The following is a 26,148-nucleotide window of genomic DNA, read 5'->3' as shown; positions in this document are numbered from 1 at the left end:
ATGCTCCCGATTCTCCCACTAGAATAACCGACTTGAACGACCTGGCATGGCGGACATGAAAACCTAGGTTTGGTCGTGCTTAGGCTACCCGCTCCCGGCTGTACTTGTCGCGGTACTGCTTGGGCGAGAGGCCCGTAATGCGCCTGAACGTGTCCCGGAACGCTTTCGGATCGGTGTAGCCGACGTGGTACATCACTTCGTTCACGTTCTCCCGCGACGACTCTAGGCTGTTTTTGGCCGCCTCCACCTTCACCCGCTGAATGTACTCGACCACCGAGTTGGCGGTGGCTTTCTTGAAGCGCCGCTCCAGGTTGCGGCGGCTCAGCGCGAGCATATCGGCCAGCTGATCGACGGTAATCTTCTCCTGGTAGTTGTCCTCGATGTAGGTTTGGGCCTTTTTCACGGGTGCGTCGCCGTGCTCTTTTTGCCCGTTGAAAATGACAAAAGCCGACTGGCTAACCCGCTCAATATCAATCTGGAATACCTTGGCGCACAGCACGGCCATGTCGCGGCCGGCATATTTCTCGATCAGGTAAAGGACCAGGTTCAGGTAGGAGAAAGCGCCGCCGCTGGAATAGATGCCGTGTTCGTCGGTGATGAGCCGGTTTTCGACCAGCTCCACCTCCGGGAACATGCGGCGAAAGTCGTTGGCGGCGGCCCAATGTGTGGTGCATTTCCGCCCCGTAATCAGGCCAGTGGAAGCCAGCAGAAAAGCTCCTAAGCATAAGCTAGCCACTTCGGCGCCCTGCCGGTACTGCTGAATAATCCAAGGAATGAAGGCCTGATTGGCCTCCAGCGCTTTTGCCGGGTCGCCGTCCACGGCCGGGATGATGACCAAATCGGTGTGGTCGATGTCGCTGGTCAGCAATGCTGTATGGATGTTGTACAGGCCGCCGCACACGGGTGTTTCGTGGGCTAGCCCCGCTAGCTGCACCTGAAACAACGGCGGCTTTCCCATACGTCCTAGCAGCGCATTCACCTCGGTAAACACCAGTCGGGGGCCTTCGATGCTGCCTAGCACGGCCCCACGCGGAACCAGGATGGTGATGTGCTTCATAGCCAGAAAGTAATGCAACCTAGGGTCGCGTTCAACCAAGACTTAGCGAGTCAAAATGTACTAACTTTTTTCGCATTCTCCTGCTAAAATTTGTCGCAAATTACCCTGCTATTCGCCGCATTCACCCCCGCTGATTCTGTAGGCTTTCGAGCACCTTTGTCATGTGCTGATCAAGTGTTTATCACCAAGCCTACCACTAAAAGAACCAAGCCATGAAACCAAAAATTGTAGCCATTCTTTACTGGAGCCTCACCGGTTTATGCGCTGCTGCCATGCTTATGGCGGGCCTCGCCGAGATGATGCGCTCCACGGAAGGTCAGGAAATTATGCGGCACCTAGGTTATCCGGTGTATGTGATGACCATCATCGGCGTTGGCAAAGTTCTGGGAGCCTTGGCTATTACCCAGAACAGGTTTCGCACGCTGAAGGAGTGGGCCTACGCTGGCTTCACGATCAATATGCTGGGAGCGGCAGCATCCCGCGCCTACGCTGGCGACAGCACGGGCCTGATTGTTTCCCCGCTGTTGTTTCTGGGCCTGCTGCTCATTACTTATTTCTTCTGGAAAAAGCGGCTGGCGCGAGCTGCTGCGCACAGGCAACCCACTACCCTACGACTAGCATCTGAGCCGGAACAAGCAGTAGCCTAGCCACCTAGGTTAACTACCGGAGCGCCGGCCTGCTCACTGCTGTAAACGGAATTGCTCACCTGTTTCACCCACAAGTTCAATGCGGAAAGTAATTGTATCGGAGTTTCTGTCCTTAGATGGGGTCATGGAAGAGCCTATGTGGACGTTCAAGTTTTTCGGCGAAGAGCAAGCCAGCTACAAGCTCGACGAGCTGCTGACCGTTGATACCTTGCTGCTAGGTCGTGTGACGTACGAGGGATTCGCGGCCGCTTGGCCTTCCCGAACCGACCCGCAAGGCTTCGCCGACCGAATGAATAGCTTGCCTAAATATGTAGTATCCAGTACGCTCAGTGATGTGGAGTGGCAAAACTCGCACCTGCTCGGGGCCGATATCGTGGCGGAAGTAGCTCAGCTGAAGCAGCAGCCTGGTCAGAATATCTTGGTGAGCGGTAGCGGCCAGCTGGTGCAAACGCTCATGCAGCACAACCTCATCGACGAATTCCGGCTGATGTTTTTTCCGGTGGTGGTGGGCCGCGGCAAGCGCTTGTTCAAAGAAGGAAGTACCGCCGATCTGAAGCTGGTGGGCTCCACGACATTCAGCTCCAACGTGGTGGTACTCACCTACCAGCCAGATCGAAACCAGTAGCGGCGGTTCACGGAAGCACCCTGCTATTTCAACACTTTGGCATCGTACACCACCTGGCCGCCTACCAAGGTTAGTACGCTGGTGGTAGCAACCAGCGCCGCCGGCGAGACGCTGAAAATATCCTGCGACAGCACGGCGATATCCGCCAGCTGACCTTTCGCCAGCTTGCCCTTGCTAGTTTCCGCGAATTCGGCGAAAGCCGCGCCGTAGGTATAGGCACGTACCGCTTGCTCTCGCGTCAGCGCCTCGGTAGGACTGATCGGGTGCGTGGTGGCCCAGAGCAGGTTCAGAAACGGGTTCAGCGGGCCATCGGAACCTAGGGCTACGGGTATTCCGGCGGCCACCAACGATTTCAGAGGCTGTATTGGTTGCAGCGTTGGTCCCCAGCGCACGGGTAAAGTCTTGGTTTCGGTGAAGTGCGATGGGTTTTGGACCACCACTACTCCTAGCTGCCGCGCCCGTTGTGCGAGGTCGGACACCAGACCGTCGGCGTGTTCCAGGCGTACGCGCCGGGCTGGCCAGCCGGTACTTGGGCTGGTATATTCGAGCGTTGCCAACACGGTCGCTAGAGTTTGGTCGCCTACGCAATGCAGCAGCAAGGGCTGGCGCAGCTGCAACGACTCCTGCACCATGCGGTTAATTTCGGTCGGAGTGAATAGTAGTTCGCCCGACCAGTTGGGGCGGTCGAGGTAGGGGTGGCGCAGGGCAGCGCCGCGTTCCAGGGGTGTGCCGTCCAGAATCCACTTGATGCCGCTGATCGTGATGCGTGGCGCTTTCGGGTACGGCTGCGTGATCTGGCGCATTTCGGCCGTATCGCGACCCTTCGGTGTGGTGCCCGCAAAGGACATGGCCCGCACGCGCACCGGCAGCGCCGCCCGTTGCAGCAGCGGCACGAACCGCGCCGGCGGCATTCCCGGAAATAGCTGAAGGCTGGTGATGCCATAGCGCGTTGCCTGCTGACCTAGCTTTCGCAGCTCACGCACTATCTCGTCGTCTGAAAGCTGCGTGGCCAGGTAGCGCTCGGGTTTCCACTGGGCATATTCCCCGATGCGGCCATCAAGGACGGTGCGCCCGTCGATGGTCGTGTGGCCGTAGGAACCGCCAACTGGGTCAGGCTCCTCATCGGTGATGCCCGACTGCGTCAGGGCTCGGGAGTTGAGGATGCGCCCGTGACCAAAATACGTACTGATGTGCACCGGATGATTAGGCGCCAGCTGATCAAGTGCCTGGCGGGTAGCACGTTCGTCGAGGATTACAGTTATTCCTACTGTCAGAAATAAGCGAGTGCCGGCTGGATGCTGCCTAGCGGCGGCGGTTAGCGCCTGCGCCGTTTGTTCCCAGCTAGGGTCAAGGCTAGGCAGCGGTACTTCCACGCCGACCGGGTTGGGCGCAAAGTGATTGTGAGCATCATTGAAGCCCGGCGTAATGGTGCGACCCCGCACGTCGATGCGCCGCGTTTTTGGGCCCGCCAGCTTCGCTATGGCGGCGGTAGTGCCCACGGCCACGATTCGCTCGCCCCGGATAGCCAACGCCTGCGCGCGGGGCTGCGCTGAGTCGGCCGTGAAGATTCTGCCATTCAACAGCACTATGTCAGGAGGTGCCTGTTGGCCTTGGGCTAGGCCAACCAGCGCCAGGCTCCACCAGCAAAGTAGTAGTAGTTTCTTCATGCGAGCAGCGGTTTTACCTAGCATCTGCAAGCGCTAGTACTTCTGAAGATACTAGTTATCAGGCATTCAGAAGAATTGTTGCTAAATCTCCTTGTGGCATCTTTCCGACGCATGTGTACCTTGTTCGGCCAACCTAACGCTGCTGACTTTCATGCTCCACCTCCGTTCCGCCGTGCTGCCTATGCTGCTGACGCTCACTGCCACTCTACCTAGTCTAGCCCAAACCGCCGACATAAAGCTCCAGGCCAAAGCCCGCGCCATTCACGAAAAAGCGTTTGTGCTCGACACCCACCAGGATACGCCCAGCAACCTCATCAAACCCGGCTTCGACCTGACAAAAGACCACACGCCCGCCGAAGAAGCTCAAGTCGACTTCCCCAAAATGAAGCGTGGCGGCGTAGATGGTGCATTTTGGGCCGTGTACGTAGCCCAGGGTCCGCGTACGCCGGAGGGCACTGCCGCCATTCGTAAGGAAGCCCAAGCCATGTTCGATGCTATTCAGGGAGCTATTCGCCAGCACCCCACCGAGCTAGCTTTGGCCACCGCGCCGGCCGAAGCGCAACGCATTCGCAAGGCGGGGCAGCGCGCTATTTTCATCGGCATGGAGAATGGCTACCCGATCGGACAGGACCTAGGTATGCTCCAGAAATACTACGACCAGGGCGCCCGCTACATCACGCTGTGCCACTCGTCTAACAACGATATCTGCGATTCCGCCACTGATCCGAACGGGCCCGAGCACCAGGGCCTCAGCGCTTTCGGCCGCCAAGTGGTGCAGGAAATGAACCGCCTGGGTATCATGGTCGACATTTCGCACACCTCCGACTCTACATTCTACGATGTGCTGCGGCTCTCCACGGTGCCAGTTATTGCCTCCCATTCCGGCAGCCGCGCGCTGAGCAACATGGCCCGCAACCTCACCGACGACATGCTCCGCGACCTAGCGCGGCAAGGCGGCGTGGTGCAGCTGAACCTCTACAGTCCGTACGTGAAAACCGAAGCTAAATCGGCGGAGCGGCAGGCCGCGGAGCAGGCGTTTTTTGCGAAGTGGCACATCAAAACGTCCTTGAACCTATACGCGCTGCCCCCCGACGATAAGAAGGTGGCAATGGCCGAATATGCGCAGCTCGACAAGCAGTACCCTGTGCCCCTCGCTACCGTGCAGGATGCCGCCAACCAGATCGACCACCTCGTGCAGGTAGCCGGCATCGACCACGTCGGCATCGGCTCCGACTTCGACGGCGGTACCATCCTCACCGGCCTGGCCGACGTAGGCGACTTTCCTAATCTGACCCTAGAGCTGGTGCGCCGCGGCTACTCCGCAAAAGATATCAACAAGATCTGGAGCGGCAACTTATTCCGGGTGATGCGGGCCGTAGAGCGCGGCAAAGGCAACGGAATAGCAGGTAGGTGATAATATAGTATAATACTGCGCACCTCGGCGGGAACCCGGATCTGTCCGGTAACACACCAACCTAGCTAGGTGGCAGCCTGGTGCTTGGCAAAGAGCGAATGAACTACCACCCGAGAATGTCGTGTTACTATATAACGACTCTTCTGATCGGGAGAGCCTTTCTTCCACTTTGAAAATCGAGAAGATGAAAGCTATCCGTTTGTTCCTCGCCGTGGCGTCGTGCTTTGCACTTTCCAATTGCGTTTACCATGCCCGCGACTACGGCTACCGCGACCAGGGCTACCATGATAGAAGGTATAGCTCCCACGATCGATACGACCGGCACCGCGACCGCCACCGAGATTACGCGCACGATCGTGACCATGACCACGACCGCCATTAGACCTAGCTAAATAAAAAAGGACCGCTTCACCCCGAAGCGGTCCTTTTTGTTGGCGCGGGCTAGGCCGCTGCTTATTCCTTTAAGGCAATCGTGACGACCGTACGGGCGCCGCTGACGGTGAACTTGCACTCGTTGAAGTCGGGTGCGCTGAGCTTGGGGCGCACGTTGTTGGAAAAGGCAAAAGGCTCGGTCGGAATACCCAGAAAATTCTTGTCCAACTTGTCGTTGTTGTTGGTATCCTGCGTGATAGCCACGGCCCAGTCGCCGTTCGCCAGCTCAACGGGCAGCGTTATCTGCTGCTGGCCGCCGGGCTGTACCACTTTCTTGAATACGTAGCCATCAGGCTTCAGAAACTTCTCGCGCAGATTATAGAAGTACAGCTTCACCACCGATTTGGTCGAAGCTAGGTCGGACACGACTACGGTGACGGATGAAGTGGCGGTCGGGTTGCCCGAGCCCGCCTGGGCAGTGGGAGCCGCTAAAAGGCTGCTACTGGCTAGCAGAAGCGTGAGCTTAACTATGTTCATAAGAGAGAAATGCGCAGGTGCTAGTGAGGGTGTAACGGCCTTTAATTCAAAAAGATTGCTAAAATCAGCGAGTAATCCAAATGTTGGCCTCCCGGCTCCTCTGCGGTGCAGCCTAGGTTGTTGCCAGAGTACTGCTCCACCTAGAGCCTGGTACTAAGCTTAACCAGACGCATCCTGGCTGCAAAAATTAGTGGGTTAGTAATGAGCTACTTGGGCCTGAACAGGAGATGATTCTTTAATCTAGTTTTAATTCCGTACGTGAATGGCTGGTATACAAAAGCTAGGTTCAGCTTTAACGTTTCTCCTCCCCCCACACCCACTTCCAAAAAACACTTTTATGAAAAAGGTACTTGTGATGGTCGCCGTTATGGCGGCTACGCTGGCTACGGCCAAAGCCCAAACTACTTCCGGCTCTACCAGCGGCTCGGGTGGTGGCAGCACATCCGGCTCTTCTACTTCGGGCAGCAGCACGTCTGGTTCGGGTAGCATGTCCACCTCGGGCTCCAGCGGCCGGATGTCGGGTTCTACCAGTGGTTCTGGACGTTCGGTGCATAAAGGATCAGGATCAGGCAAGAGCGGTTCTATGCGCGGCAACAAAGGCGGCGGAGGTCGTTCAGGTGGTTCGTCGAGCACCAGCGGCAGCGGTGGCAGCGGCAGCACTTCCGGCAGCGGCTCTACCACAGGCGGTCAGCGCTAATTGTTGGCTTTCAAGGTTCTTGTTATAAAAAACGCCCGGCTCTGTCGGGCGTTTTGCTTTTACAGCAAGCTGTTATGTTGTAGAAGCACGAGGCAAAGGAGCTAGGTAGGAGGGGCCTAGCTTACAAGTCTAAAGCATAAAAGGCAATATCATTGCCTGCTAACGTACCTACCTTCGCGACGAGCTAGCTTTTCAGCGCCTGAACAAGCTGGTGTCATAATTTAATTCTCTTTTTTCAATGGTTTCTCCCACCATCACTGCCATCATCTTCGACCTGGGCGGCGTGCTCATCGATTGGAACCCGCGCCACCTCTACCGCAAGCTCATCACCGATGAGCAGGAAATGACCACTTTCCTCGACACCATCACCACCCCCGACTGGAACGAAGAGCAGGACGCCGGCCGCTCCCTGGCCGACGGAACAGCGGCGCTGGTAGCTCGGCATCCGCAGCACCGCGAGCTGATTGAGCATTTCTATGGCCGCTGGTCGGAAATGCTAGGGGGCGCCATTCAAGGTACAGTGGATATCTTGACCGAGTTGCGGGCCAGCCAGCGTTATCATCTTTATGCCCTCACCAACTGGTCGGCCGAGACGTTTCCGGTGGCGCAGGCTCAGTTCGAGTTTCTGAATTGGTTCGAAGGCATTGTGGTGTCAGGTACGGAGCGGATGCGCAAGCCAACGGCCGAATTTTACCACTTGCTGCTCACCCGCTACGGGGTAGAAGTGCAAGAAGCAGTCTTCATCGACGATAATCTGCGCAACATTCAGGCGGCGCAGGCCATCGGGCTGCATACCGTGCACTTCCAGTCGCCGGAACAGTTGCGCACGGAGCTGGAGGCTTTTGGCGTGCTGCCCGCAGTTCGCTAGCCCACATTGCGGAATTGGTAAGTTAGCCCCAGCGGAGCGCCCCAGCGGTAGCAATCAACAAAGTAACATCAAAACCTAGCCCCAGCGGGGCAATACCATCGCTCCAGCGACTGGTGTCGCCCCGCTGGGGCTAGGTTGTGCTTACAGCCTAGGTTCTACCGATATAGCACCCCGCTGGGGCTCACGCCGTTTACGCCACAACGGGAGTCAACGAACTTTACCTAGGGTAGAAATTGGACGAGGAAAATAAAAGTAGGATAAATAGTAATTGATGTACGTACATTAATTATTACCTTTGTCGCAGTAGTTGCTGGCGCACGGTTCCGCCAGAACAGATGCCGCCAAAGCAGCTGCCAAGCATTGACGTTTGTTTTATTTATCTCTTTAGCTTTCCGCCTCATGGCAACCACCAAATGGGTCATTGACCCCATGCACTCCGAGCTTCAGTTCAAAGTGAAGCACTTGGTTATCTCAACCGTTACTGGCTCTTTCAAAAGCTTCTCCGGTGAAGCTGAAACCGACGGCGAAGACTTCCACAACGCCAAAGTGACGTTCTCCGCTGACATCGCCAGCATCGATACCGGCCAGGAAGGCCGCGACGAGCACCTGAAAGGCGCTGACTTCTTCGACGCTGCTCAGTACCCCAAGCTGACCTTCGAGTCGACGGACATGCAGAAAACCGGCGACGACGAATACAAGCTGATCGGCAACCTGACCCTGCACGGCGTAACAAAGCCCGTAACGCTGAACGTGGAGTACGGCGGTGCTACCAGCGACTTCTACGGCAACTTCAAAGCCGGCTTCGATGTGACGGGCAAAATCAGCCGCAAGGAGTTTGGCCTGACCTGGAGCGGCGTAACCGAAGCCGGCTCCGTAGTAGTAGGCGACGAGGTGAAACTGGTTGCCAGCGTACAATTCGCGAAGCAAGCCTAGGCGCCTGCCTAGCAACAAAAAAGCCACCTAAACAGGTGGCTTTTTTGTTTTATCGAAGTTGAGTAGCAAACAAAAGCGGCCACTTCTGAGCAGAGGTGGCCGCTTTTGCAATACTACTAGTCTTGCTTGACAAGGCGCAGTGATAGGTGCGTGCTCTGGCCCTGCACAACTACTACGTAGCTGCCAGCCGGCAGATCGGTTAGTTCCAGCGGCTGTTGGAGGCCGCCTTGCAGGGTGTATTGGCGGGTCATGCGCCCCATCATATCCAGCAGCGTCACGGTGTAGGTGCCAATCGGCAGCTTACCTAGGTCCAGCATAGTAGTGGTGCTGGCCGGGTTAGGATACAAGGTCACACTTGCCTTGCTCGCCGTTGTAAAGAAGCTCACGGTGCGTACCAGGCTATGCTGCGTGCTGCTATCAGCATCAACTTGCTTCAGGCGATAGTAGAGCAACTGGCCCAAGCGGGCCGCGCCGGCATCTACGAACGAATACGCGTGTGCCTGGCTCGTGGTGCCGTTGGCCCGTACAGTGCCCGCTTCCGTGAAGGTGCGGCCATCGGTTGAGCGTTCCACCACGAAATAGTCGCTATTCTTTTCCGAACCCGTACTCCAGCTCAGCACCGCATTCTGTGCCTGTGCTTTGGCCTCGAAGGCGGTAAGCTCAACAGGCAGTGGCAAAGCTCCAATCGGGAAGGTTACGGCTTGCGTCGTAACGCCACCGTAAGCGTCGGTAGTGGTGATGCCCACCGTGTAAGACCCCATCACAAGTCGGTTCCGGTTGCTCACGTAGAGCTGACCCGTTGCCGGGTTCAGGCTCACACCGGCTGGTAGCCGATTGCTGCCATCCGTTAGTACCGCCGAGCGCACCCCGTTATCTGTCATCTCAGCGCTGGCGTTATAGGTGCTGCCATTCACATCAGCGACGTCGGCTAACACATCATTGTTCTGGTATGGATTTGCGCCGCCTTTGGGTGGCATGTTGGTGTACACCGAAGCATTATCCTTTCCAACGATGATGGTATACAAACCCGGCGACGACTGTACTCCATCAGTCTCAATTGTTTTATAGGTAAAGAATGCGTTTCCTACAAACGAGCTATTAGGCTTAAATTGTAGGTTAGCAACATCTGATAGGGGGATGCTCTGCCCAGCTGTTACAGCCACTCCGTTGAGCATCAGTACTCCTGCTTTGGGGTCGACGATAGACTCAATCTGGTACGAATCAACATCACCATTGGTGTCGTAAGCGAGCAGCGCCGAAATAGCTAGGGCATTAGCTGTGTTGCTCTGGGGGCTTTGCAGACGGTTGTTACGCGTGTTAGCGATAGGATGTTCCTCCGCCAAGTTGGTAGTGATACTCGCCGTATTTGCCATCCCGTCAATCACTTCGGTGGTCGTGGTGGCCACGGTAGCAGTCAGCGTGTAAGCGGTAGTTGGGAAAGGCAAGGAAATAGTATTCGTAACCTGACCAGCCAGACCTACCAGTTGATTGGGGATTGCTGGAAAAGTGACCACGCCCGAAGCTAAGTCGTAGGTGCCCCCACCCGATAGGATGACGCCCGTCAGGCCGGTGGGCAGTTGCACCCGCTGCACTACGCCGTTGGCTGGTGATGGCCCGTTGTTCAGGGTTACTATCTCGTAAGTAGCTACACTACCTGGCGTTATTTCTCCCGGACCGTTAAGGCGAGTGCTAACATCCGCCACGGGAACGATAGTCACGCTGACCGTACTAAAGTTGTTGGCGGAAGTCAGGTCAGAATAATTACTGTTGACGCTCGCCGTAGCAACGAGCGGATCGTTGCCAGGGTCACTCACCGTGATGAAATAGTTCGCGTTGCTATTAGCGGCCAGATTCGCCTCTGTCAGGGTAATTACTCCTGTCGTTCGATCATAAACGTCGGCTACAATAGTACCATCAGCTGTATTGCTGCGCACTATCACTTCTGAGAGGCCAGCCGGCAGGCTGATCCGGGTACGAAGAGGAATCGTAAGCCCGCTATTATTGGTAGCCGTAACCGTAAATTGAACCGGCTTTCCTGCAATTTGCTGGCTTACATCCGATGTGATATTCGCCTGCAAATCGACGCGAGTTGCAGTAGCTGGCTGGACAGTAGCCAAAATCGTGGAGGCATTATTTGTGAGGTTGGCATCATTGGTGGAGCGGGAAGCGCTTGCTACGGCCGCAATGCCAATAAATGGACGATCAGGAACAGTAAACGAAATCGTGTTGGTCACGGCCCCACTTACGCCAGCCGTTTGCCGAATGATAGGAGGGAAGGTTACAATACCAGTAGCCGCATCGTAAACACCTCCACCCGAGGCGACAACCCCAGCTAGCCCCGTTACGATACGCACTGTTGTCCGGACGGTATCCGTCAGCGCCGAACCGTTGTTGATGGTCGAAACCGTGTACAGCACTGGGTTGCCGATAACAGTAGTGGCCGGTCCGTTCACGGCCACCGCCACGTCGGAGTTCCACTTCATTTCTGTCAGAGCACGGGCCACGTTGTTGCTACTCACGCTTTCCGTGGTTGTGGTCGTTACCGTTGCACGGTTTTCGAACACGCGGGCCGCGTCAGTATCCGTCGAGCGGTAAGCAGGAGCTTTGTAGGTAATGGTATTTGTAACGACGTTGCCGGCAGCTTGTGTACCTAGGGTTGGGAAAGTAACCACGCCCGTCAGCGGATTATAGGTGCCGCTCGTAATTACGTCTGCCGTAGCTAGGCCCGACGGAATAACCACTGTCTGCACGACATCATTTGCCTCCGCGGGACCATTGTTGATCGTATTGACCGTAAGCACCATGTCCTGACCAGCGGAAGCGGTAGAGGGTGCAAGCAGCGTAGTGGTTACATCCGTCATCGGGAGTACCGTTACCAGTGCCGCTTGCATATTATTAGCGGGCATAGGATCGGAGGTGGTACTTGTCACGCTAGCCATCGCTAGTAGCAGTCCGCTGGTAGGCGCATTTACCGTAATCGTGTGGGTTTCTGCGGTGCCGCTGATGAAGCTAGCAACAGCCGGGAAAGTAACTATACCGGTAATGCTGCTGTAGCTACCACTGCCGGAGACCGTAACACCTGACAGACCAGGTGGCAACGCTACCTGCTGCACTACATCGGCGGCCGGCTGAGGACCATTGTTGCCAGTTATAACGGTAAACACGACGGGCGTGCCAGGGGCTGTTTCACGGATACCAAAGTTGATATTCGTGTAGATATTAGCCGAGGCGGTGGTACCTGGTGCGCTAACCGTAGTTACGGTGGTAGCGTTATTGTTGCCGGCATTGCTTTCAGTCGTAGTCGTAGCTACCTGGGCAATAGCACTAAAATCAACGGTAGGAGCTACTACGTTTACAGCGTTGTTGATTATTGTACCAGCGGGCACCACCGCCACGCTTGGGTACGTTACCACGCCCGTACTAGCATTATACACGCCCCCGTTTGTGGCAAACACGCCGGCTAGGTTAGCAGGGAGTTGTACGGTTTGCACAACATTGGCAGCCGGCGAAGGGCCATTGTTGGTCGTGATGATAGAGTAGGTAGCTAGGTTGCCTGCCACGCTAGTGTTAGGACCTACAATACTTGTCGCTACATCTGCCAGGGGCGTCACCTCAATGCGGCCCGTTGCCTGGTTGTTATCGGCATTCCCCGAAAAAATGGTGGCGTCGTTCATGTTCGCTGTTGCGATTACCGGACCGATGGCCGGGGCCGTGAACGTAATAACCGAGGAAGCATTATCGCCGGCCGATAAGTCGGCCGTAGATGCGTAAGTGACTACGCCCGTTGTGGGGTTGTAGGTACCGCCATTAGTGGCTACCACATTTTGCAGACCAGCCGTTAGTTGTACCCGACGCAGAACGCCAGTAGAGGTAGAAGGGCCATTGTTGAGAAAATCAATCTTAAACGTGCCCGTTTGCCCAGCTATTACCGTTGCAGCCGGAGCGCTTACCTTACTTTCAACATCGGCTACATTGACGAGCCTGGCCATGATCGTAAACTCATCCGCTGCTAGGTTGCTGCCCTGGAGCGAAGCAGTCGAGATATTGCTCTTGATCGTAGCAGTGATTCCGGTCGATGGCACTACAAACTGGAACGTAAAGGGCTCACCTATACGGCTGTTGAGCGAAGCCACCGAGCCAAAGTCGATGATGCCGGTTATTGGGTCGTAGGTATAAGCTGCTCCGCCAAATACAGTTAGGCTGTCGCGGGGGATGCCCGCAGGAATGGTTACGGTACGGGTAACGTTGGTAGCGGCAGCAGGACCATTATTGGCAAATACGACCGAATAAGTGCCCGAACGTCGCCCGGCGTTGAGACTTGGCAAACCCGCCATTGCCGTCACGACATCGGCGTTGCCGCTAATGCTCGTGACAATGGACGCCGTGTTGTTGGTCGTTACAGGCTCCGGTGTGCTGGTAGTTGTAGTAGCATTAGCGGTTACCGAAGCCGTACCCGGTGCTGTGTAGGACACCGTAAAGGAAGTGCTGGTGCCAGCTGCTACCGTTGACAGAACCGGATACGTAATCGTGGTTACGCCCGCATCCGTAATGATGCTTTCCGCACCTGCGGCCTGCACGTTTGTCGCTTCAGCGGGTAATGTTATCTGGCGCGTTATGTTGCTGGCATCTAGGCCGCCGTTATTATTAAACACGGCCGAGAGTGTTACCGTCTGGCCCGCCGTAGCTGCGACCGGACCTGTGATGGAGGCTGTCATATCGGCGCTGCAATTGATGCCGGCCGTGCTATTTTTAATGAGTGAGCTGATCTGGGTGTTAACCAAACCAGTAGCTCCAGGCTCAGCTCCATAAGCCGCTGAGCCAGTCGTGACGCCGTTTTGGCCGGCTGTAGCGGCGGCACTTGCTACGTTGGCGTTGGTCAGAATAATACCGCCACCACCGCCACCGCCGGGGCCCCGGGCCGTGGTGCCGCTGTTCGAGCCACCGTTACCGCCTCTGGCCGATAAGTTCAAGCTTCCGAGAGAGGTGGTATTACTGGCAGTTACTAGAATAGAACCCCCGGCACCCCCGCCACCGCTGCCGTCGTTGCCGGAAGCAGCAGAGCTGGCACCGTTGGCGGCAATGGAGCCCACGCCGCTGATGGAGCCTACGCGTAGTAGCACAATGCCACCGCCAGCAGCCCCGCTACTAGCGTAGCCGGTCGTGCCGTTGGTCGAGCTGCTAACCCCTGCGCCACCACCGCCACCTAGGATCAGACGACTCGTGCTGGGCGGGCCAAAAGGCGAACCTAGCTCACCGCCGATTGCTGTATTAGCCGTAGCTGAATTGCCACCTCGTCCGCCGCGGGCGCCGTTGCCGCCGCCGCCGCCACCCGAATTTTGGTTGTTAGCGGTAGGGTTAGCATCGGTGCCGCCGCCGCCAGCGTTGCCGGGCGCACCCCGACCGGCGCTTCCGTTGGGGTAGCCTTCCACGCCTGTATCTTCTATCGCAGACCCGTTGTTCACGTACCTAGGTGTACCCACAAGGCCTTCCCCTTTCATGGCGTTGGCTGCTTGGGTAGCTAGGGTGCGAAAGCCAGTATTGGTTAAGCCGGTAGTGCCAGCTAGCGCACGGCCTGCCCCGCCACGGAAACCAGCGGCCGTGGCATCAATCGTATACTTAGTCGTAGTGCCAAAGCTCATTCCGCCAGCTACGTCCAGCACCAGAATGCCACCTACGCTGCCGTTCCAGCCCAGGGGCGAAATGGTAGCACCTAGGGTCAGATCAAGGTATTGAGGAACCCGGATTACCTGAAAGCGCCGCTGACCGCCCGTCGAGCTGGCAGCAGCCGTCGAATAGGTATTGCGTAGCGGAGCGCTAAGCGTAAGCGTGCCACCGGTAGTAGCTAGCGCGCTGGAAGCTAGGGCATATTCATACTGACCTGCTGTTAAGTTAGTATTCAGGTTGCCAGAGGCCAAACCACCCGCTACGCCGTCTCCATACGAGTCGTTGTTGCCGGTGCTGAACTCACCCCCTTGCATTTGAATGATTAATACAAGATCCCCGACGGAAATGGGGGTTTGGGCACCGCCAGGTGCGGCTGCCCCCACCACTACGGCACTTCCGGATGCGGACGTGCCGGGGTAATAGGCATCGGGATTACTCGTCAGGGTTGGCGAACCGTCGTTGCCGGGAGTAGCACAGGCTGCTAATTCTGCCGCTGAGGCTGCTGGTCCTACCCGTGATGTGGTCGTTGTGATGGTAGCACCAGCTAGGCTGCCATTGTTGTTACCGGGAACTGGATCAGCGGTGCTGCTAGTGCTACGAGCCGTAGCCGAGATGGTAGTCGGGGAGGGCTGGACGAGGAAGTTGATCGTTTGCAGCGCCCGCTCTCCTCCGGCCAGAGTTATTGGGTTGAATGTGACAACTCCCGTAGATGGATCGTAGCTGCCATTGGTAACCGAAATGCTACTAAAAGGAGGCTTGTTGGAAAGCGTAATAGTAGTCACGACATTGGTAGCCGTGCCGGTGCTTAAGTTAGTGGTCGTTGTGCTATAGATGCGGCTTTGCCCTTCCACCCCGCTGGTAGCTCCGCTAATAGTCGTTGACAGATCGGCACCTGCCGTTACAGGTACCGTGTAGGTCGCTACATTGGAGGTTACCCCCACGTCATCAGTTGCACTGAACCTAAAAGTAGAATTGCCTGCGAATGTGCCAACCGGTGCAAAAGTGAGCTGACTGATCTGCGCGGGAGTGAGGCTCTGGCCAGCTGTAGCCGCCACCCCATTGACGTACAGTACACCTTCCGAAAAAGCTGGTAGCGTGACGAGCGTATAGCTAGCTATGGTGCTGTTACCGTCGGGGTCAGTGGCATTCGGCGCTGCTATGGCTGTGGCTCCGTTGGTGTTGAGCATCGCCGGGGAGTTAGTTACCGCGTTAGCCACCGGCGCCCGGTTCTGGGCTGTTGTCAGCGCCGCGGTATTGTTGGCGGCAACCCCGTCCATTACGGGTGAGGTAAACGTGGCGGTACCTGCTACGGCGTTATTCGCCGGCATCGTGAAGCTCAGGGTATTCGTAAAAATAGCGCTGGCAGTCAGCTCGGCAATAGTCGGGAACGTAATCAGACCCGTTGTCGAATTGTAGTTGCCGCCGTTGCTGGAAGTAAGTCCGGTCAGACCGGTTGGCAGCTGAAGCGTGGGCGTAACGCTACCCGCTACATCCGGGCCGTTGTTGGTGGTGCTGACGGTGTAGGTAACGATGCTGCCGGCCTGCGCCCTTAGTGGTCCGCTCAGAGCAGTAGCAACATCAGCTACTGCGCACCAGCTAAACGAAGGAATGCCAATGCCCTGCTGCGTGGGGGTGGTGGATACAGCCTGGCTGTTCCGATAAGTTAAGGTTAGTCTGGTAATGGCGTCCGGAAACGTAACGATGACGTTGTCAGTCGGGCTGGCAGTGCTGTTAGCGGTGCCCGTAACGCGGTTGTTGCCCGAGAAGGCGCTGGTGGTACCTAGCTTTATGTTAGCGGCTGTCAGCGCAATAGGCGTAGTAGCCGTGTTGCTGCGGTAGCCATCAAACTGTACTTGGTCGATAAAGGCGCTGCCATTCGTGGTACTTGCGTCAATGTCCTGAATCACAATAGAAAAGCCGGATAAGGCTTTGCTAAACGTAAACGTCACGGTGCTCGTGCTGGCCGACCGGCTGGTGTAGGAGGTATACCAGCTCAGGGAGGTGCTGTGGGCGCCTCCCTGGTCATTCCCAATCTGAAAGCGCGTGGTGCCGGGGTCTGCTGCGTACGCGCTGGTCGAGATAGTTACGCCGCCCGCGGCTACGTTCGTTCGGGCAGTCCAGCTTTCGTTGGCAGCCCGCGTTGAAAAGTCAAAATTGCCGGCTCCGCAGCCGCTCAGGCTTACCGGAATGGCGTAGGTAGCTGCCGCTGAGGTGCCCGTATTGTCGGTAGCCGTAAACTGAAAGGTGTAGTTGCCTGCCGCACCGGAAGGCGTAAAAGTAAGCTGTGTGGCTTCCGTTGGCGTCAGGTTGCGGATAGCCGTTACGGCGGTGCCATTCACATACAGCGTACCTCCGCCGGGTAGCGACGTAAGCCGGTAGCTGGTAGGAGTGCCAACCGTTGCTCTCAACGGAGCTAGGTCTTGGCGAACCGTGGCGGCCGAGAGCATCGGCGTAGAAAGGCTGACTATAGTCGGCACAGCCAACGCAGATGCTATGGGCATTGCTGTCGTCAGTAACAAAAAGGCCCATAAACGTAAAAGTACCTTCATTCTCGTTTTGGTTTATTTAGAGTAGCCTGATAATGCTAAGAGCGAGAAAACACTAAGGGAAAAATCACATTACTTTTTCCAGTGCTATGTATATGATTTATCATACATGCGATATATTATATAAATAGCGCTTCTTCTCTCTCTCATAATTTCCTCACAATCCGTCTGCCACTAATTATGATGCTTGCATAACAGTTAGTTGCAGAGTCACAGGGGTGAGGAGTATTATTTTTTAAGAAAAACTCGCTACTGGAATAGTACAATAAACGAAGATCGACAGTAGAAAAATTCTTAATGAATTTTTGCTCAAGCCAAGGAAGCCGTAAGACATGCTGGTGTTTTCTTGGTTCGGGATAAGTTGCTTCTTGGATTGAGACCTGTTCTCTTGGGTATCCCTGGATGGACCTAGGTCGTACCAGCTACTCTGGCTCCGTATGTTTACGGAGCGTTTCACTTTATCCCAGAATGGCTAATAATCCAACTCTCCTCTTTCTGCACGGCTTCGCCGAAAGCCGCGAAATCTGGACCGAATTCACTCGTGGTTTTCCGGCGGAGTACCAGGTTCTGACGCCCAACTTCCCTGGCTACGGTTCGTCGGGCGCTCCGGTGGCCGCCGATTATTCGATGGAAGCACTGGCGGAGTTTATCCGGGAAGAGCTGGCGCGGGCCGGGGCAGCGCCAGCCGTGCTCGTTGGGCACTCGATGGGCGGATATGCCGCACTGGCGTTTGCGGAGAAATATCCAGCGCAAGTAGCTGGCTTGGTGCTGTTTCACTCCTCCGCGCTGCCCGACGACGAGACCAAGAAAGCGAACCGCAACAAGAACATCAGCTTCGTGGAGCGGCACGGGGTTGAGAAGTTTATGAGCACGTTTATCCGGCCACTTTTCGCCGACGCCAACGAGCAAACCATGATGAACGAGCGCCAGCAGCTCGAAGAAATGGGCATCAACACGCCCCAGGCTAGTGTGCTGGCCGGTATGCAAGCTATGCGCGACCGGCCCGACCGCACTGACGTGTTGCGCAAAGCCACGTACCCGGTCTTGTTCATCGTCGGAAAAGAGGACCTGGCCGTGACGCTGGAAACCTCCCTGGCCCAGGTAGCGCTGCCGCCCGTCAGCACGGCGCTTTTGCTGGAAAAGGTAGGGCACCTAGGTTTCTTCGAACGACCCACCGAAACGCGCCGCGCCGTGTTGGCCTTCGCCGCGGGTGTGTTTGCCGAAGCATAAGTATCAAAAAGGCGACGCTAATGCGTCGCCTTTTCCAGGTGAACAGCCAAGCAATACGTGTTACTTGAGCGGTACCATCTTGCTGCGCATATCGCTAGGCACGTCTTCAATCGAGACGATTTGTAGGCCTTTGCTGTCGAATGGGTTGAGTTGCGCCGTTGTTTCGCTCAGAACGCCTTGCAGATCGCGGTCAGAAATACGATACATCGCGCCAGTTGCCGGATCGACGATGAGCATACCGATGAAACCACCAAACACTAAGTTGCCGAAGTACCAGCCATTCAGGTCGGAATAAACAAAAAGCCCTCGTGTTGTGAAGCACGAGGGCTTTTCTATATATAGCGCTGCTTTAGGGTTTCTTAGGCACTCTAATGTTTAAAAGCTGCCTTGCTTCAGGTGTATAAAATGTAACAGGTACTGTAAAGGACACAGCTACTGATTTTCCCTCATGTTTGCCTGGTTGCCAAGCCGCTGGCATATTTGAAATCACTCGTAAAGCTTCCAGATCTAAAGCAGGGTGTACTCCCTTAAGTATACATGCCTGCTTTACCTTCCCTTGAGCATTTACCACAAAGGACACGAACACCTTGCCTACTACACCCTTATAAAGCGCTTCGACCGGGTAGCGCGTGTTATTCCGGATGTATGCCAGCAACGAATCAGGGCCGCCTCGAAAACTGGGCATCTGCTCTACATAATTGTAAACAGATGGGTTTTCTTTTGAGAGGATAGCGGTCGGAGTAGATTGAGCTAATAAGGTAGAAGTAATGGTAAGTAGTGCACCAGTCAAGGCAAGGCAATGAGCTTTTTTCATGGGTGCTGGTAGTAAACAAGTAGTAAGTATAGTCCTATACTCAAGATAAGAGCTTCTAAATCAAGTATACCTAGCTTTTTTTTAACATACCACATAACCCACACGCTGAAAAGTATAATGCAAAAAAGGCCTCTTGGTACTACACCAAGAGGCCTTTTTTGCAATACTCAGCAAACGCTTAAACTGCCGCTTCCGCTTCTTTCTCCTTCAGCAAACCTAGCTTGATCATGTGCTCGGCAATCTGGACGGCGTTGGTGGCGGCACCTTTGCGCAGGTTGTCGGCTACTACCCACATGTTCAGCGTGTTCGGCTGCGACTCGTCGCGGCGCAAGCGGCCTACTAGCACAGCGTCTTTGCCGTGGGCGTCTTTCGGCATCGGATACACGTTGTTGGCGGGGTCGTCCACTACTTCTACGCCGTCGGTTTGCTCGAGCAGGCTGCGTACTTCGGCCAGGTCGAAATCCTTGGCAAACTCCACATTCACGGCTTCCGAGTGGCCGCCCATCACGGGAATGCGCACGGTGGTCGCCGTCACACGGATGGAGTCGTCGCCCATGATTTTCTTGGTCTCGTTCACCATCTTCATCTCCTCTTTGGTGTAGCCGTTTTCACCGAACACGTCGATGTGGGGCAGCACGTTCAGGTCGATGGGGTGGGCGTAGGCGCGGGGGCCGTCGAAGTTGCCGGCGCGCTCCGCCATGAGCTGATCGACGGCTTTCTTGCCGGTGCCGGTTACGCTTTGGTACGTGCTAACCACCACGCGCTTAATCTGATAGGCTTCGTGCAGCTTGTGCAGGGCCAACACCATCTGAATGGTCGAGCAGTTGGGGTTGGCAATGATTTTATCGTCGGGCGTCAGCTCCTTGGCGTTGATTTCGGGCACCACCAGCTTCTTGGTGGGGTCCATGCGCCAGGCGGAGGAATTATCGATAACGACGGTGCCGACTTCCGCGAAGCGCGGCGCCTGCTCTTTCGAGACCGAGCCACCGGCCGAGAAAATGGCTACGTCCGGACGGGCCGCAATGGCGTCGTCCATGCTTACAACCTTGTATTTCTTGCCGAGGAACTCAATTTCCTGGCCCACCGATTTCTCGGAGGCCACGGGTAACAACTCGCTGACCGGAAAATTCCGCTCGGCCAGCACTTTCAGCATTTCGCCGCCGACCAAGCCGGTGGCACCTACTACGGCTACTTTCATGAGTGAAATAAGGGTTTGAAATCCGCACAGGAAATGCGGCTCTAGGACAAAGATAAGATCTTGAGCACATTGATACTCAAGGAATATTTTACGCGGCTAATTATAAGGAGCACCTGAAGATAAGCTAGGTGGCGGTGGCGCGGTTTTGGAACGGGGCGAAGCCTTGCTACGCGCTTCTATTTATGAGAAAATTACTACTCAGTCTATTCGCTCTTTTATCCTTTCCCGCTGCCGCTCAGCTAACGGATTCCTTCACCGACGGCAACTGCACCCAAAGCCCCGCCTGGACCGGCGACCTAGCTAGCTTTCAGGTAAATACGCAGCTTCAGTTGCAAAGCAACGGCCCTGCTACCACCGGCACCACGCTCCAGCTCGTCACGCCCTGCCAGGCGGCCACGGGCACTACCTGGGAGTTTTATGCCAACCTGAAACTAGCTACCTCGGGCAGCAACTACGCCGACGTGTGGCTTATGGCCGACCAACCCGACCTCAAAATCCCCGGCACCAAAGGCTACTTCGTGCGTCTCGGCGGCACACCCGATGAGGTGTCGTTGTTCCGCAAAGACGCGAGCGGCAGCCCCGTGTACGTGGTGAACGGGCTGGATGGCACCCTGAGTTCTTCGACCAACAACGTGGTGCGGGTGCGCGTAACCCGCTCGTTGCAAAACGGTTGGACCCTGGAGCGCGACCTGACCGGCGCAGGTACGAGCTACATCACCGAAGGTACCGCCACCGACGCCACGCACCAGCGCAGCAACTACACGGGCGTGCTGCTGACGTATTCTTCGGCCAACAGCCGCAACTTCTACTTCGACGATTTTCGGGTGACGGATGCCACGCCGCCCACGCTGGTCAGTGCCACGCCCGCAACGGCTCGTCAACTTGATGTAGTGTTCAATGAGCTGGTGGATGCCAGCCCGAGTGCCGTGAGCTACCGCCTGACCGGCGCGGGCGCTCCGGCCGTGCTTACCGCCCAGCGCGACGCTGCTGATCCAGCACTTGTACACCTGACCCTAGGTTCCGATCTACCTCTGGGTAACAACACGCTGGAGGTGCGCAATGTGGCTGATCTGTACGGAAATACAGCTGCCGGACCGCTCACGCTGAGCTTCCTGAACAAAGGCTTTCCGGTGCTGCCGGGCGTCAATCAGGTGCTCATCACCGAAATCATGGCCGATGAAACGCCGGCTGTTGGGCTGCCCGCTTCCGAGTACCTGGAAATCTACAATCCGACGGCGGGCGCGCTGCTGGATCTAGGTGGGTTGCGGCTGCAAAAAGCGGGCAGCAGCACGGCGGCGGTGTTTCCGGCGGGCGCGGTGCTGGCGCCGGGCGAATACGCCATTGTGTGTGGCAGCACGCGGGCGGCGGAGTTTGCCGGCTTTGGGAAGGTGTTCGGGCTGAGCAACTTCTCCAGCTTAAGCAACAGCGGCGACCAGCTTCTCTTGCGCAGCCGCACCGCCCAAACCTTATTTGAAGTAAGCTACTCCGACACCTGGTACAAAGACAACCGCAAGAAAGAAGGCGGTTGGGCCTTGGAAATGGTGGATCTGGCGAACCCCTGCGCCGGCATCGATAACTGGACGGCCAGCACCGACGCCAGCGGTGGCACGCCCGGCCGCGCTAACTCCCTCAAAGTCACTAACCCCGACCGGACGCCGCCGGCCTTGCTGCGCGCCGTAGCGCTGAGCCCGACGACGGTGCGACTGTTCTTTGGAGAAAAGCTGGACAGCGCGGCGGTAGCTAATCCGGCGTTGTATGGGCTGGTTCCGGCTGTTGGCATCACCCGCGTTGCGCCCGTCGGGCCAGATTTCCGGATGGTAGACCTAGCTTTGGGTTCACCGTTGACGGTAAACCAACGTACAACCGTAGCGGCACAGCGCATCACCGATTGCGTAGGAAATGCGGCTGGCCCGGCTACTTCCACCACTTTCGCGCTGCCCGACGTGCCTGCGCCGGATGCTGTCGTGATCAACGAAATCCTGTTCAATCCGCGCACCAGTGGCGTCGATTTCGTGGAGCTGCTGAATCGCTCGGCCCAGTACTTGGACCTGCGCGGCTGGCAGCTCAGCAGCGAAACCGAGACGGGTACAGATGTACAGAACATCAGCCGCGAGCCATATGTGCTGGCACCGGGGCAGCTTGTGGTGCTGACTACCCGTCCCGATGTGGTGCAAAGCCAGTACCCGACCAACGACCCCACGACTTTTCTGGCGCTGAGTAGTTTTCCTTCCTTGCCCGATGACGCCGGAACGGTAATCCTGCTCAATACCACCGGCCAAAAGCTCGACAGCTACACCTACAACAAAAGCCAGCACCTAGCTTTGCTGGACGACCTGAACGGCGTATCGCTGGAGCGCACCCGGCCCGAAGGACCTAGCCTTGCCAGTAACTTCCACTCAGCAGCCAGCACGGTTGGCTACGCTACGCCCGGCCGCCCGAACTCGCAGTACCAGGCAGACCCAGGCGGGAGCAAGTTCTTTCGCGTTGAGCCGGAAACATTCACCCCCGATGGGGATGGTCAGCAGGATTTTACCTCTATTAATTACACGCTGAACCAGCCAGGCTACGTGGCCAGCGTGACCGTGTACGATGCCCTAGGTCGCCTGACGCGGCGCCTCGTGCGCAACGAGAGCTTGGCCGTGACCGGCTTTTTGCCGTGGGATGGATTGAACGACCAGGGCCGTAAGGCGCCCATCGGCTACTACGTGTTTTTTATTGAGCTACTTCAGCCAAGCAGCGGCCTGAAGTACGAATACAAGCGCACCGTTGTGCTAGGAGCCAGGTTGTAGGAACACGCCACGGTGTGTTCGGCGTCCGCGCCATTTGCAATGTTCAGACGTAGGGCAAAAGGCTGTTCAATGCCGAACGCGCCGTGGCGCGTTCCTACGATTAAACCATTAATCATCAGCAACGTCCAACGCAGTGCTGGCCCAAACCATGCTGCCTATGACCACCCAACAACGAATCCAGCACCTGTACTGGCGCGCCGGATTTGGGCCGCGGCCCGAAGACGTAGACGCGAGTATGTCGCCGCGGAAGGCGCTGCGTAAGCTGCTGCGCGAGTCGGAAAAGTACGAGCCGCTGGACAGCCCGCCGATGCATTACGCCGAGCTGCGGCCGCCATTTGTGCCCAGCGCAGCGCCCGCTTCGGGACCGGATTCGCGCGTAGCCGGCATGACGACTACGCCCGACCGAATGGCAACTTCTGCCAACACCGCACCGGTTATAGCCACGCTGACACCTAGGTCGTTGCTGACGGGGAGTGATGCCACCAAATTGCCTTTGCTGCGACGCCGGCAGCTCACGCCGCAGCAGCGCAAAATGGAAAATGAAGGCATTCGGGAAGCTTTCTATCAGATGAATATCGGCTGGCTCGACCGCATGGCTGGCTCGTCGGCCCAGCTGCGGGAGAAGATGACGTTCTTCTGGCACGGCCATTTTGCGTGTCGGGTGCGGCAGCCCGCCCCGGCTTTGCAGCTCAACAACACCATCCGGAAGCTAGCTTTGGGGAAGTTCGGCGACTTGCTGCTGGCCGTGTCGAAGGAGCCGGCTATGCTGCAATTTCTTAATAATCAGCAGAATCGGAAGCAGCACCCCAACGAGAACTTTGCCCGTGAGGTGATGGAGCTGTTTACCATCGGGCGCGGCAACTACACCGAGCACGACGTGAAAGAGGCCGCCCGCGCCTTCACCGGCTGGTCGTCCGACGAGAGCTACCAGTTCATCTTTCGGCAAAAGCAGCACGATGCCGGTCCGAAAACTTTCCTGGGCCGCACCGGCAACTTTGGCGGCGAAGACATTCTCAACATCCTGCTGGAGCAGCCCAAAACGGCGGAGTTCATCACCACGAAGCTCTACCGCTTTTTTGTGAATGACACGCCGAACCTAGCTCATATTCAGTCGCTTGCGCAGGCATTCTACAAAAGCCAGTACGATATCAGCGACCTGCTGGAGCGCATGTTTTCCGCCGATTGGTTTTACGAGGCCGCCAATGTGGGCACCCGGATTAAGTCGCCGATTGAGCTGTTGGCGGGCATCAAGCGTACGCTCGGCGTGCGGCTGGAAAACCCGAGGCCGCTGCTGGGCTACCAGAAAGCGCTGGGTCAGACATTGTTTGAGCCGCCGAATGTGGCCGGCTGGCCGGGCGGGCGCAACTGGATCGACAGCTCGTCGCTGCTGCTGCGCTTGCAGCTGCCGCAGGTGCTCTTCAAAAATGCGCAGTTCAACGTGGCACTCAAGGAGGATGAAAACGACATTGCGCCTTCGGTTTCCAGGGCTGACCGCACCTTTCGGCAGCAGGTAAAAACGCACTTAGAGCTGAAGCCGCTAGCGGATTTTCTAGCAAAAATTCCGGAAGAGCAGCACGCTGCAAAGCTGAGCGAGTTTTTGCTGCAAACGCCCATCCGGCCTGAAAACCTAGCCTTAGTGCAGCAAATGGCCACTAAAGCGCCATCGGAAGCAAGGTTGAAAACGATGATTACAAGTCTGTTGGCACTGCCAGAATATCAGTTGATGTAGCATGTAGCGCGAAGCTCCCGCTTCGCGCATCGTCGAACGATGGTGACAGGTCGTTCTGACGATTGTCGTTCAACGATGCGCGAAGCGGGAGCTTCGCGCTACATCACCCTATCAAACAATTAACCCCATGACCACTCGTCGCGACTTCCTGAAAACGTCGGTGCTGGCTAGCTCGCTGCTGTTTTTGCCTAGGTTCCTGCACGCGCTGGACCGACAGGGCGTGGCTAGGTTAGGTAATTCGAATGGGCGGAGATTGGTCGTGATTCAGCTTGGGGGCGGTAACGACGGGCTGAATACCATCGTGCCGTACCGCAACGACCTGTATTACAAAGCTCGGCCCACGCTGGCGCTGCGCGAGCAAAGCGGCATCCTGACGCTGAATGACGACCTAGGTCTGAACCCGGCCATGACCCGGCTCAAGGCACTCTTCGACGATGGCCGCATGGGCGTGCTCAACAGTGTGGGCTACCCTAACCCCGACCGCTCGCACTTCCGCTCGATGGACATCTGGCAGAGCGGCTCGGCCGCCGACCAGATCGTGACGACGGGCTGGCTGGGCCGCTACCTCGACTCGAACTGCGCTGAGTGTCAGGTGCCTTATAATGGTGTGGAAGTAGATGATACCCTGAGCCTTGCCATGAAAGGCAAGAGTCGTAAAGGCTTGGCGCTCAAGAGCCCGGAGAAGTTTCATCAGCTTACGCAGAACCACTTTTTGGCGCAGGTGAGCGGCGAAAAAGTGCCCGGTGCGGCGGCTTCTGAGCTGGATTATCTGTACAAAACACTGGTGGAAACTTCCTCGTCGGCCGAGTATCTGTATCAGACTTCCAAGGTCTACAAATCGAATGTGGCGTACCCGAATACGGAGTTTGGCCGCAACCTCAAGACTACGGCGGAGCTGATCAACTCCGGCATCGAAACTCGGGTGTTCTACGTGTCGCTGGCCGGCTTCGACACGCACGTACGGCAGCAGGAGCAGCAGGGCAAGCTGCTCGGCGACCTGTCGGAGGGCCTAGGTGCCTTTGCTGAGGACTTGCAGAAGAGCGGGCAGTTCGACAGCACGCTCGTAATGACGTTCTCGGAATTTGGACGGCGCGTGCAGCAAAATGCCAGCAACGGCACCGACCACGGCACGGCCAACAACATCATGCTGCTCGGCGGCGCTCTGCGAAAGCCGGGTGTTCTGAATGCCGCTCCCGACCTAGCGAACCTAGACCAAGGCGACCTGCGCTACCAGCTCGACTTCCGCAGCGTGTACGCCACCGTGCTTCGCGACTGGCTCGGCGCCGACGATAAAGCCATTCTAGGTACGGAGTTCGAGCGATTAAGCGGATTGGTGTAGAAGTGCTGCCTCTGTGAACCAG

Annotated in this window: 18 protein-coding genes; 11 read left to right on the top strand and 7 right to left on the bottom strand. The window is 56.7% G+C overall.

Going from position 1 to position 26,148, the window contains the following annotated elements:
* Window positions 1-79: 79 nt before the first annotated feature.
* Entirely contained in the window at window positions 80-1,057 is a 978-nt protein-coding gene (locus tag IEX74_RS03345) for a GlxA family transcriptional regulator (protein WP_188810897.1), read from the bottom strand.
* Between the two features lie 212 nt (window positions 1,058-1,269).
* Here IEX74_RS03345 and IEX74_RS03340 point away from each other — a divergent pair, with 212 nt between their 5' ends.
* Window positions 1,270-1,704, top strand: coding sequence for a DoxX family protein (locus IEX74_RS03340; RefSeq protein ID WP_188810895.1), 435 nt, complete (start codon window positions 1,270-1,272; stop codon window positions 1,702-1,704).
* Window positions 1,705-1,783: 79 nt separating this feature from the next.
* The gene (locus IEX74_RS03335; protein ID WP_188810893.1) at window positions 1,784-2,329 is read left to right on the top strand and encodes a dihydrofolate reductase family protein; all 546 of its coding nucleotides are present in this window, start codon (window positions 1,784-1,786) and stop codon (window positions 2,327-2,329) included.
* Between the two features lie 23 nt (window positions 2,330-2,352).
* Here the strand turns inward: IEX74_RS03335 and IEX74_RS03330 are convergent, their stop codons facing one another.
* The gene (locus tag IEX74_RS03330; RefSeq protein WP_188810891.1) at window positions 2,353-3,996 is read right to left on the bottom strand and encodes an amidohydrolase; all 1,644 of its coding nucleotides are present in this window, start codon (window positions 3,994-3,996) and stop codon (window positions 2,353-2,355) included.
* Window positions 3,997-4,147: 151 nt separating this feature from the next.
* Between IEX74_RS03330 and IEX74_RS03325 the strand changes: the two genes are divergently transcribed.
* A complete protein-coding gene (locus IEX74_RS03325) occupies window positions 4,148-5,410 on the top strand; it encodes a dipeptidase (protein ID WP_229755097.1) in 1,263 nt (420 codons plus the stop codon).
* A 248-nt stretch (window positions 5,411-5,658) separates the two neighbouring features.
* Window positions 5,659-5,802: a hypothetical protein gene (locus IEX74_RS03320; protein WP_188810889.1), complete on the top strand. Its 144-nt coding sequence runs from the start codon at window positions 5,659-5,661 to the stop codon at window positions 5,800-5,802.
* A 61-nt stretch (window positions 5,803-5,863) separates the two neighbouring features.
* Here IEX74_RS03320 and IEX74_RS03315 read toward each other — a convergent pair whose 3' ends face one another.
* Entirely contained in the window at window positions 5,864-6,319 is a 456-nt protein-coding gene (locus tag IEX74_RS03315) for a DUF2141 domain-containing protein (protein ID WP_188810887.1), read from the bottom strand.
* Window positions 6,320-6,656: 337 nt separating this feature from the next.
* On the opposite strand from IEX74_RS03315, the gene IEX74_RS03310 reads away from it, so the two are divergent.
* The 3 genes from IEX74_RS03310 to IEX74_RS03300 all read left to right on the top strand — a co-directional run bounded on the left by IEX74_RS03310 (window position 6,657) and on the right by IEX74_RS03300 (window position 8,817).
* Window positions 6,657-7,016, top strand: coding sequence for a hypothetical protein (locus IEX74_RS03310; protein ID WP_188810885.1), 360 nt, complete (start codon window positions 6,657-6,659; stop codon window positions 7,014-7,016).
* 238 nt (window positions 7,017-7,254) lie between these two features.
* On the top strand, window positions 7,255-7,884 hold the full coding sequence (locus tag IEX74_RS03305; protein WP_188810883.1) for an HAD family hydrolase: 630 nt from the start codon (window positions 7,255-7,257) through the stop codon (window positions 7,882-7,884).
* A gap of 399 nt (window positions 7,885-8,283) precedes the next feature.
* Complete coding sequence (locus IEX74_RS03300) at window positions 8,284-8,817, top strand: YceI family protein (RefSeq protein ID WP_188810881.1); 534 nt, start codon at window positions 8,284-8,286, stop codon at window positions 8,815-8,817.
* 116 nt (window positions 8,818-8,933) lie between these two features.
* Here IEX74_RS03300 and IEX74_RS03295 read toward each other — a convergent pair whose 3' ends face one another.
* Window positions 8,934-16,982 (bottom strand): T9SS type A sorting domain-containing protein, encoded by an 8,049-nt coding sequence (locus IEX74_RS03295; protein ID WP_188810879.1) that lies wholly within the window; start codon window positions 16,980-16,982, stop codon window positions 8,934-8,936.
* 513 nt (window positions 16,983-17,495) lie between these two features.
* Here IEX74_RS03295 and IEX74_RS03290 point away from each other — a divergent pair.
* A complete protein-coding gene (locus IEX74_RS03290) occupies window positions 17,496-18,257 on the top strand; it encodes an alpha/beta fold hydrolase (protein ID WP_188810877.1) in 762 nt (253 codons plus the stop codon).
* Window positions 18,258-18,317: 60 nt separating this feature from the next.
* Here IEX74_RS03290 and IEX74_RS03285 read toward each other — a convergent pair whose 3' ends face one another.
* The 3 genes from IEX74_RS03285 to IEX74_RS03275 form a co-directional block, all read right to left on the bottom strand.
* Window positions 18,318-18,494 carry a hypothetical protein gene (locus tag IEX74_RS03285; RefSeq protein ID WP_188810875.1) on the bottom strand — a complete coding sequence of 59 codons (177 nt, stop codon included), beginning with the start codon at window positions 18,492-18,494 and terminating at the stop codon, window positions 18,318-18,320.
* A gap of 112 nt (window positions 18,495-18,606) precedes the next feature.
* On the bottom strand, window positions 18,607-19,071 hold the full coding sequence (locus IEX74_RS03280) for an energy transducer TonB (RefSeq protein ID WP_229755096.1): 465 nt from the start codon (window positions 19,069-19,071) through the stop codon (window positions 18,607-18,609).
* Between the two features lie 178 nt (window positions 19,072-19,249).
* Window positions 19,250-20,269 (bottom strand): aspartate-semialdehyde dehydrogenase, encoded by a 1,020-nt coding sequence (locus IEX74_RS03275; RefSeq protein ID WP_188810874.1) that lies wholly within the window; start codon window positions 20,267-20,269, stop codon window positions 19,250-19,252.
* Between the two features lie 182 nt (window positions 20,270-20,451).
* Here IEX74_RS03275 and IEX74_RS03270 point away from each other — a divergent pair, with 182 nt between their 5' ends.
* The 3 genes from IEX74_RS03270 to IEX74_RS03260 all read left to right on the top strand — a co-directional run bounded on the left by IEX74_RS03270 (window position 20,452) and on the right by IEX74_RS03260 (window position 26,126).
* Entirely contained in the window at window positions 20,452-23,058 is a 2,607-nt protein-coding gene (locus IEX74_RS03270; protein ID WP_188810871.1) for a lamin tail domain-containing protein, read from the top strand.
* A 157-nt stretch (window positions 23,059-23,215) separates the two neighbouring features.
* Window positions 23,216-24,787, top strand: a complete 1,572-nt coding sequence (locus tag IEX74_RS03265; protein WP_188810870.1) for a DUF1800 domain-containing protein — start codon at window positions 23,216-23,218, stop codon at window positions 24,785-24,787.
* Window positions 24,788-24,914: 127 nt separating this feature from the next.
* A complete protein-coding gene (locus IEX74_RS03260) occupies window positions 24,915-26,126 on the top strand; it encodes a DUF1501 domain-containing protein (protein ID WP_188810867.1) in 1,212 nt (403 codons plus the stop codon).
* The last annotated feature ends 22 nt before the right edge of the window (window positions 26,127-26,148 follow it).

It is taken from the genome of Hymenobacter cavernae (genome assembly GCF_014641455.1).
Taxonomy (GTDB): domain Bacteria; phylum Bacteroidota; class Bacteroidia; order Cytophagales; family Hymenobacteraceae; genus Hymenobacter; species Hymenobacter cavernae.
Note: the sequence above shows the minus strand (reverse complement) of the source record. Positions and strands in the feature narration are given on the sequence as shown.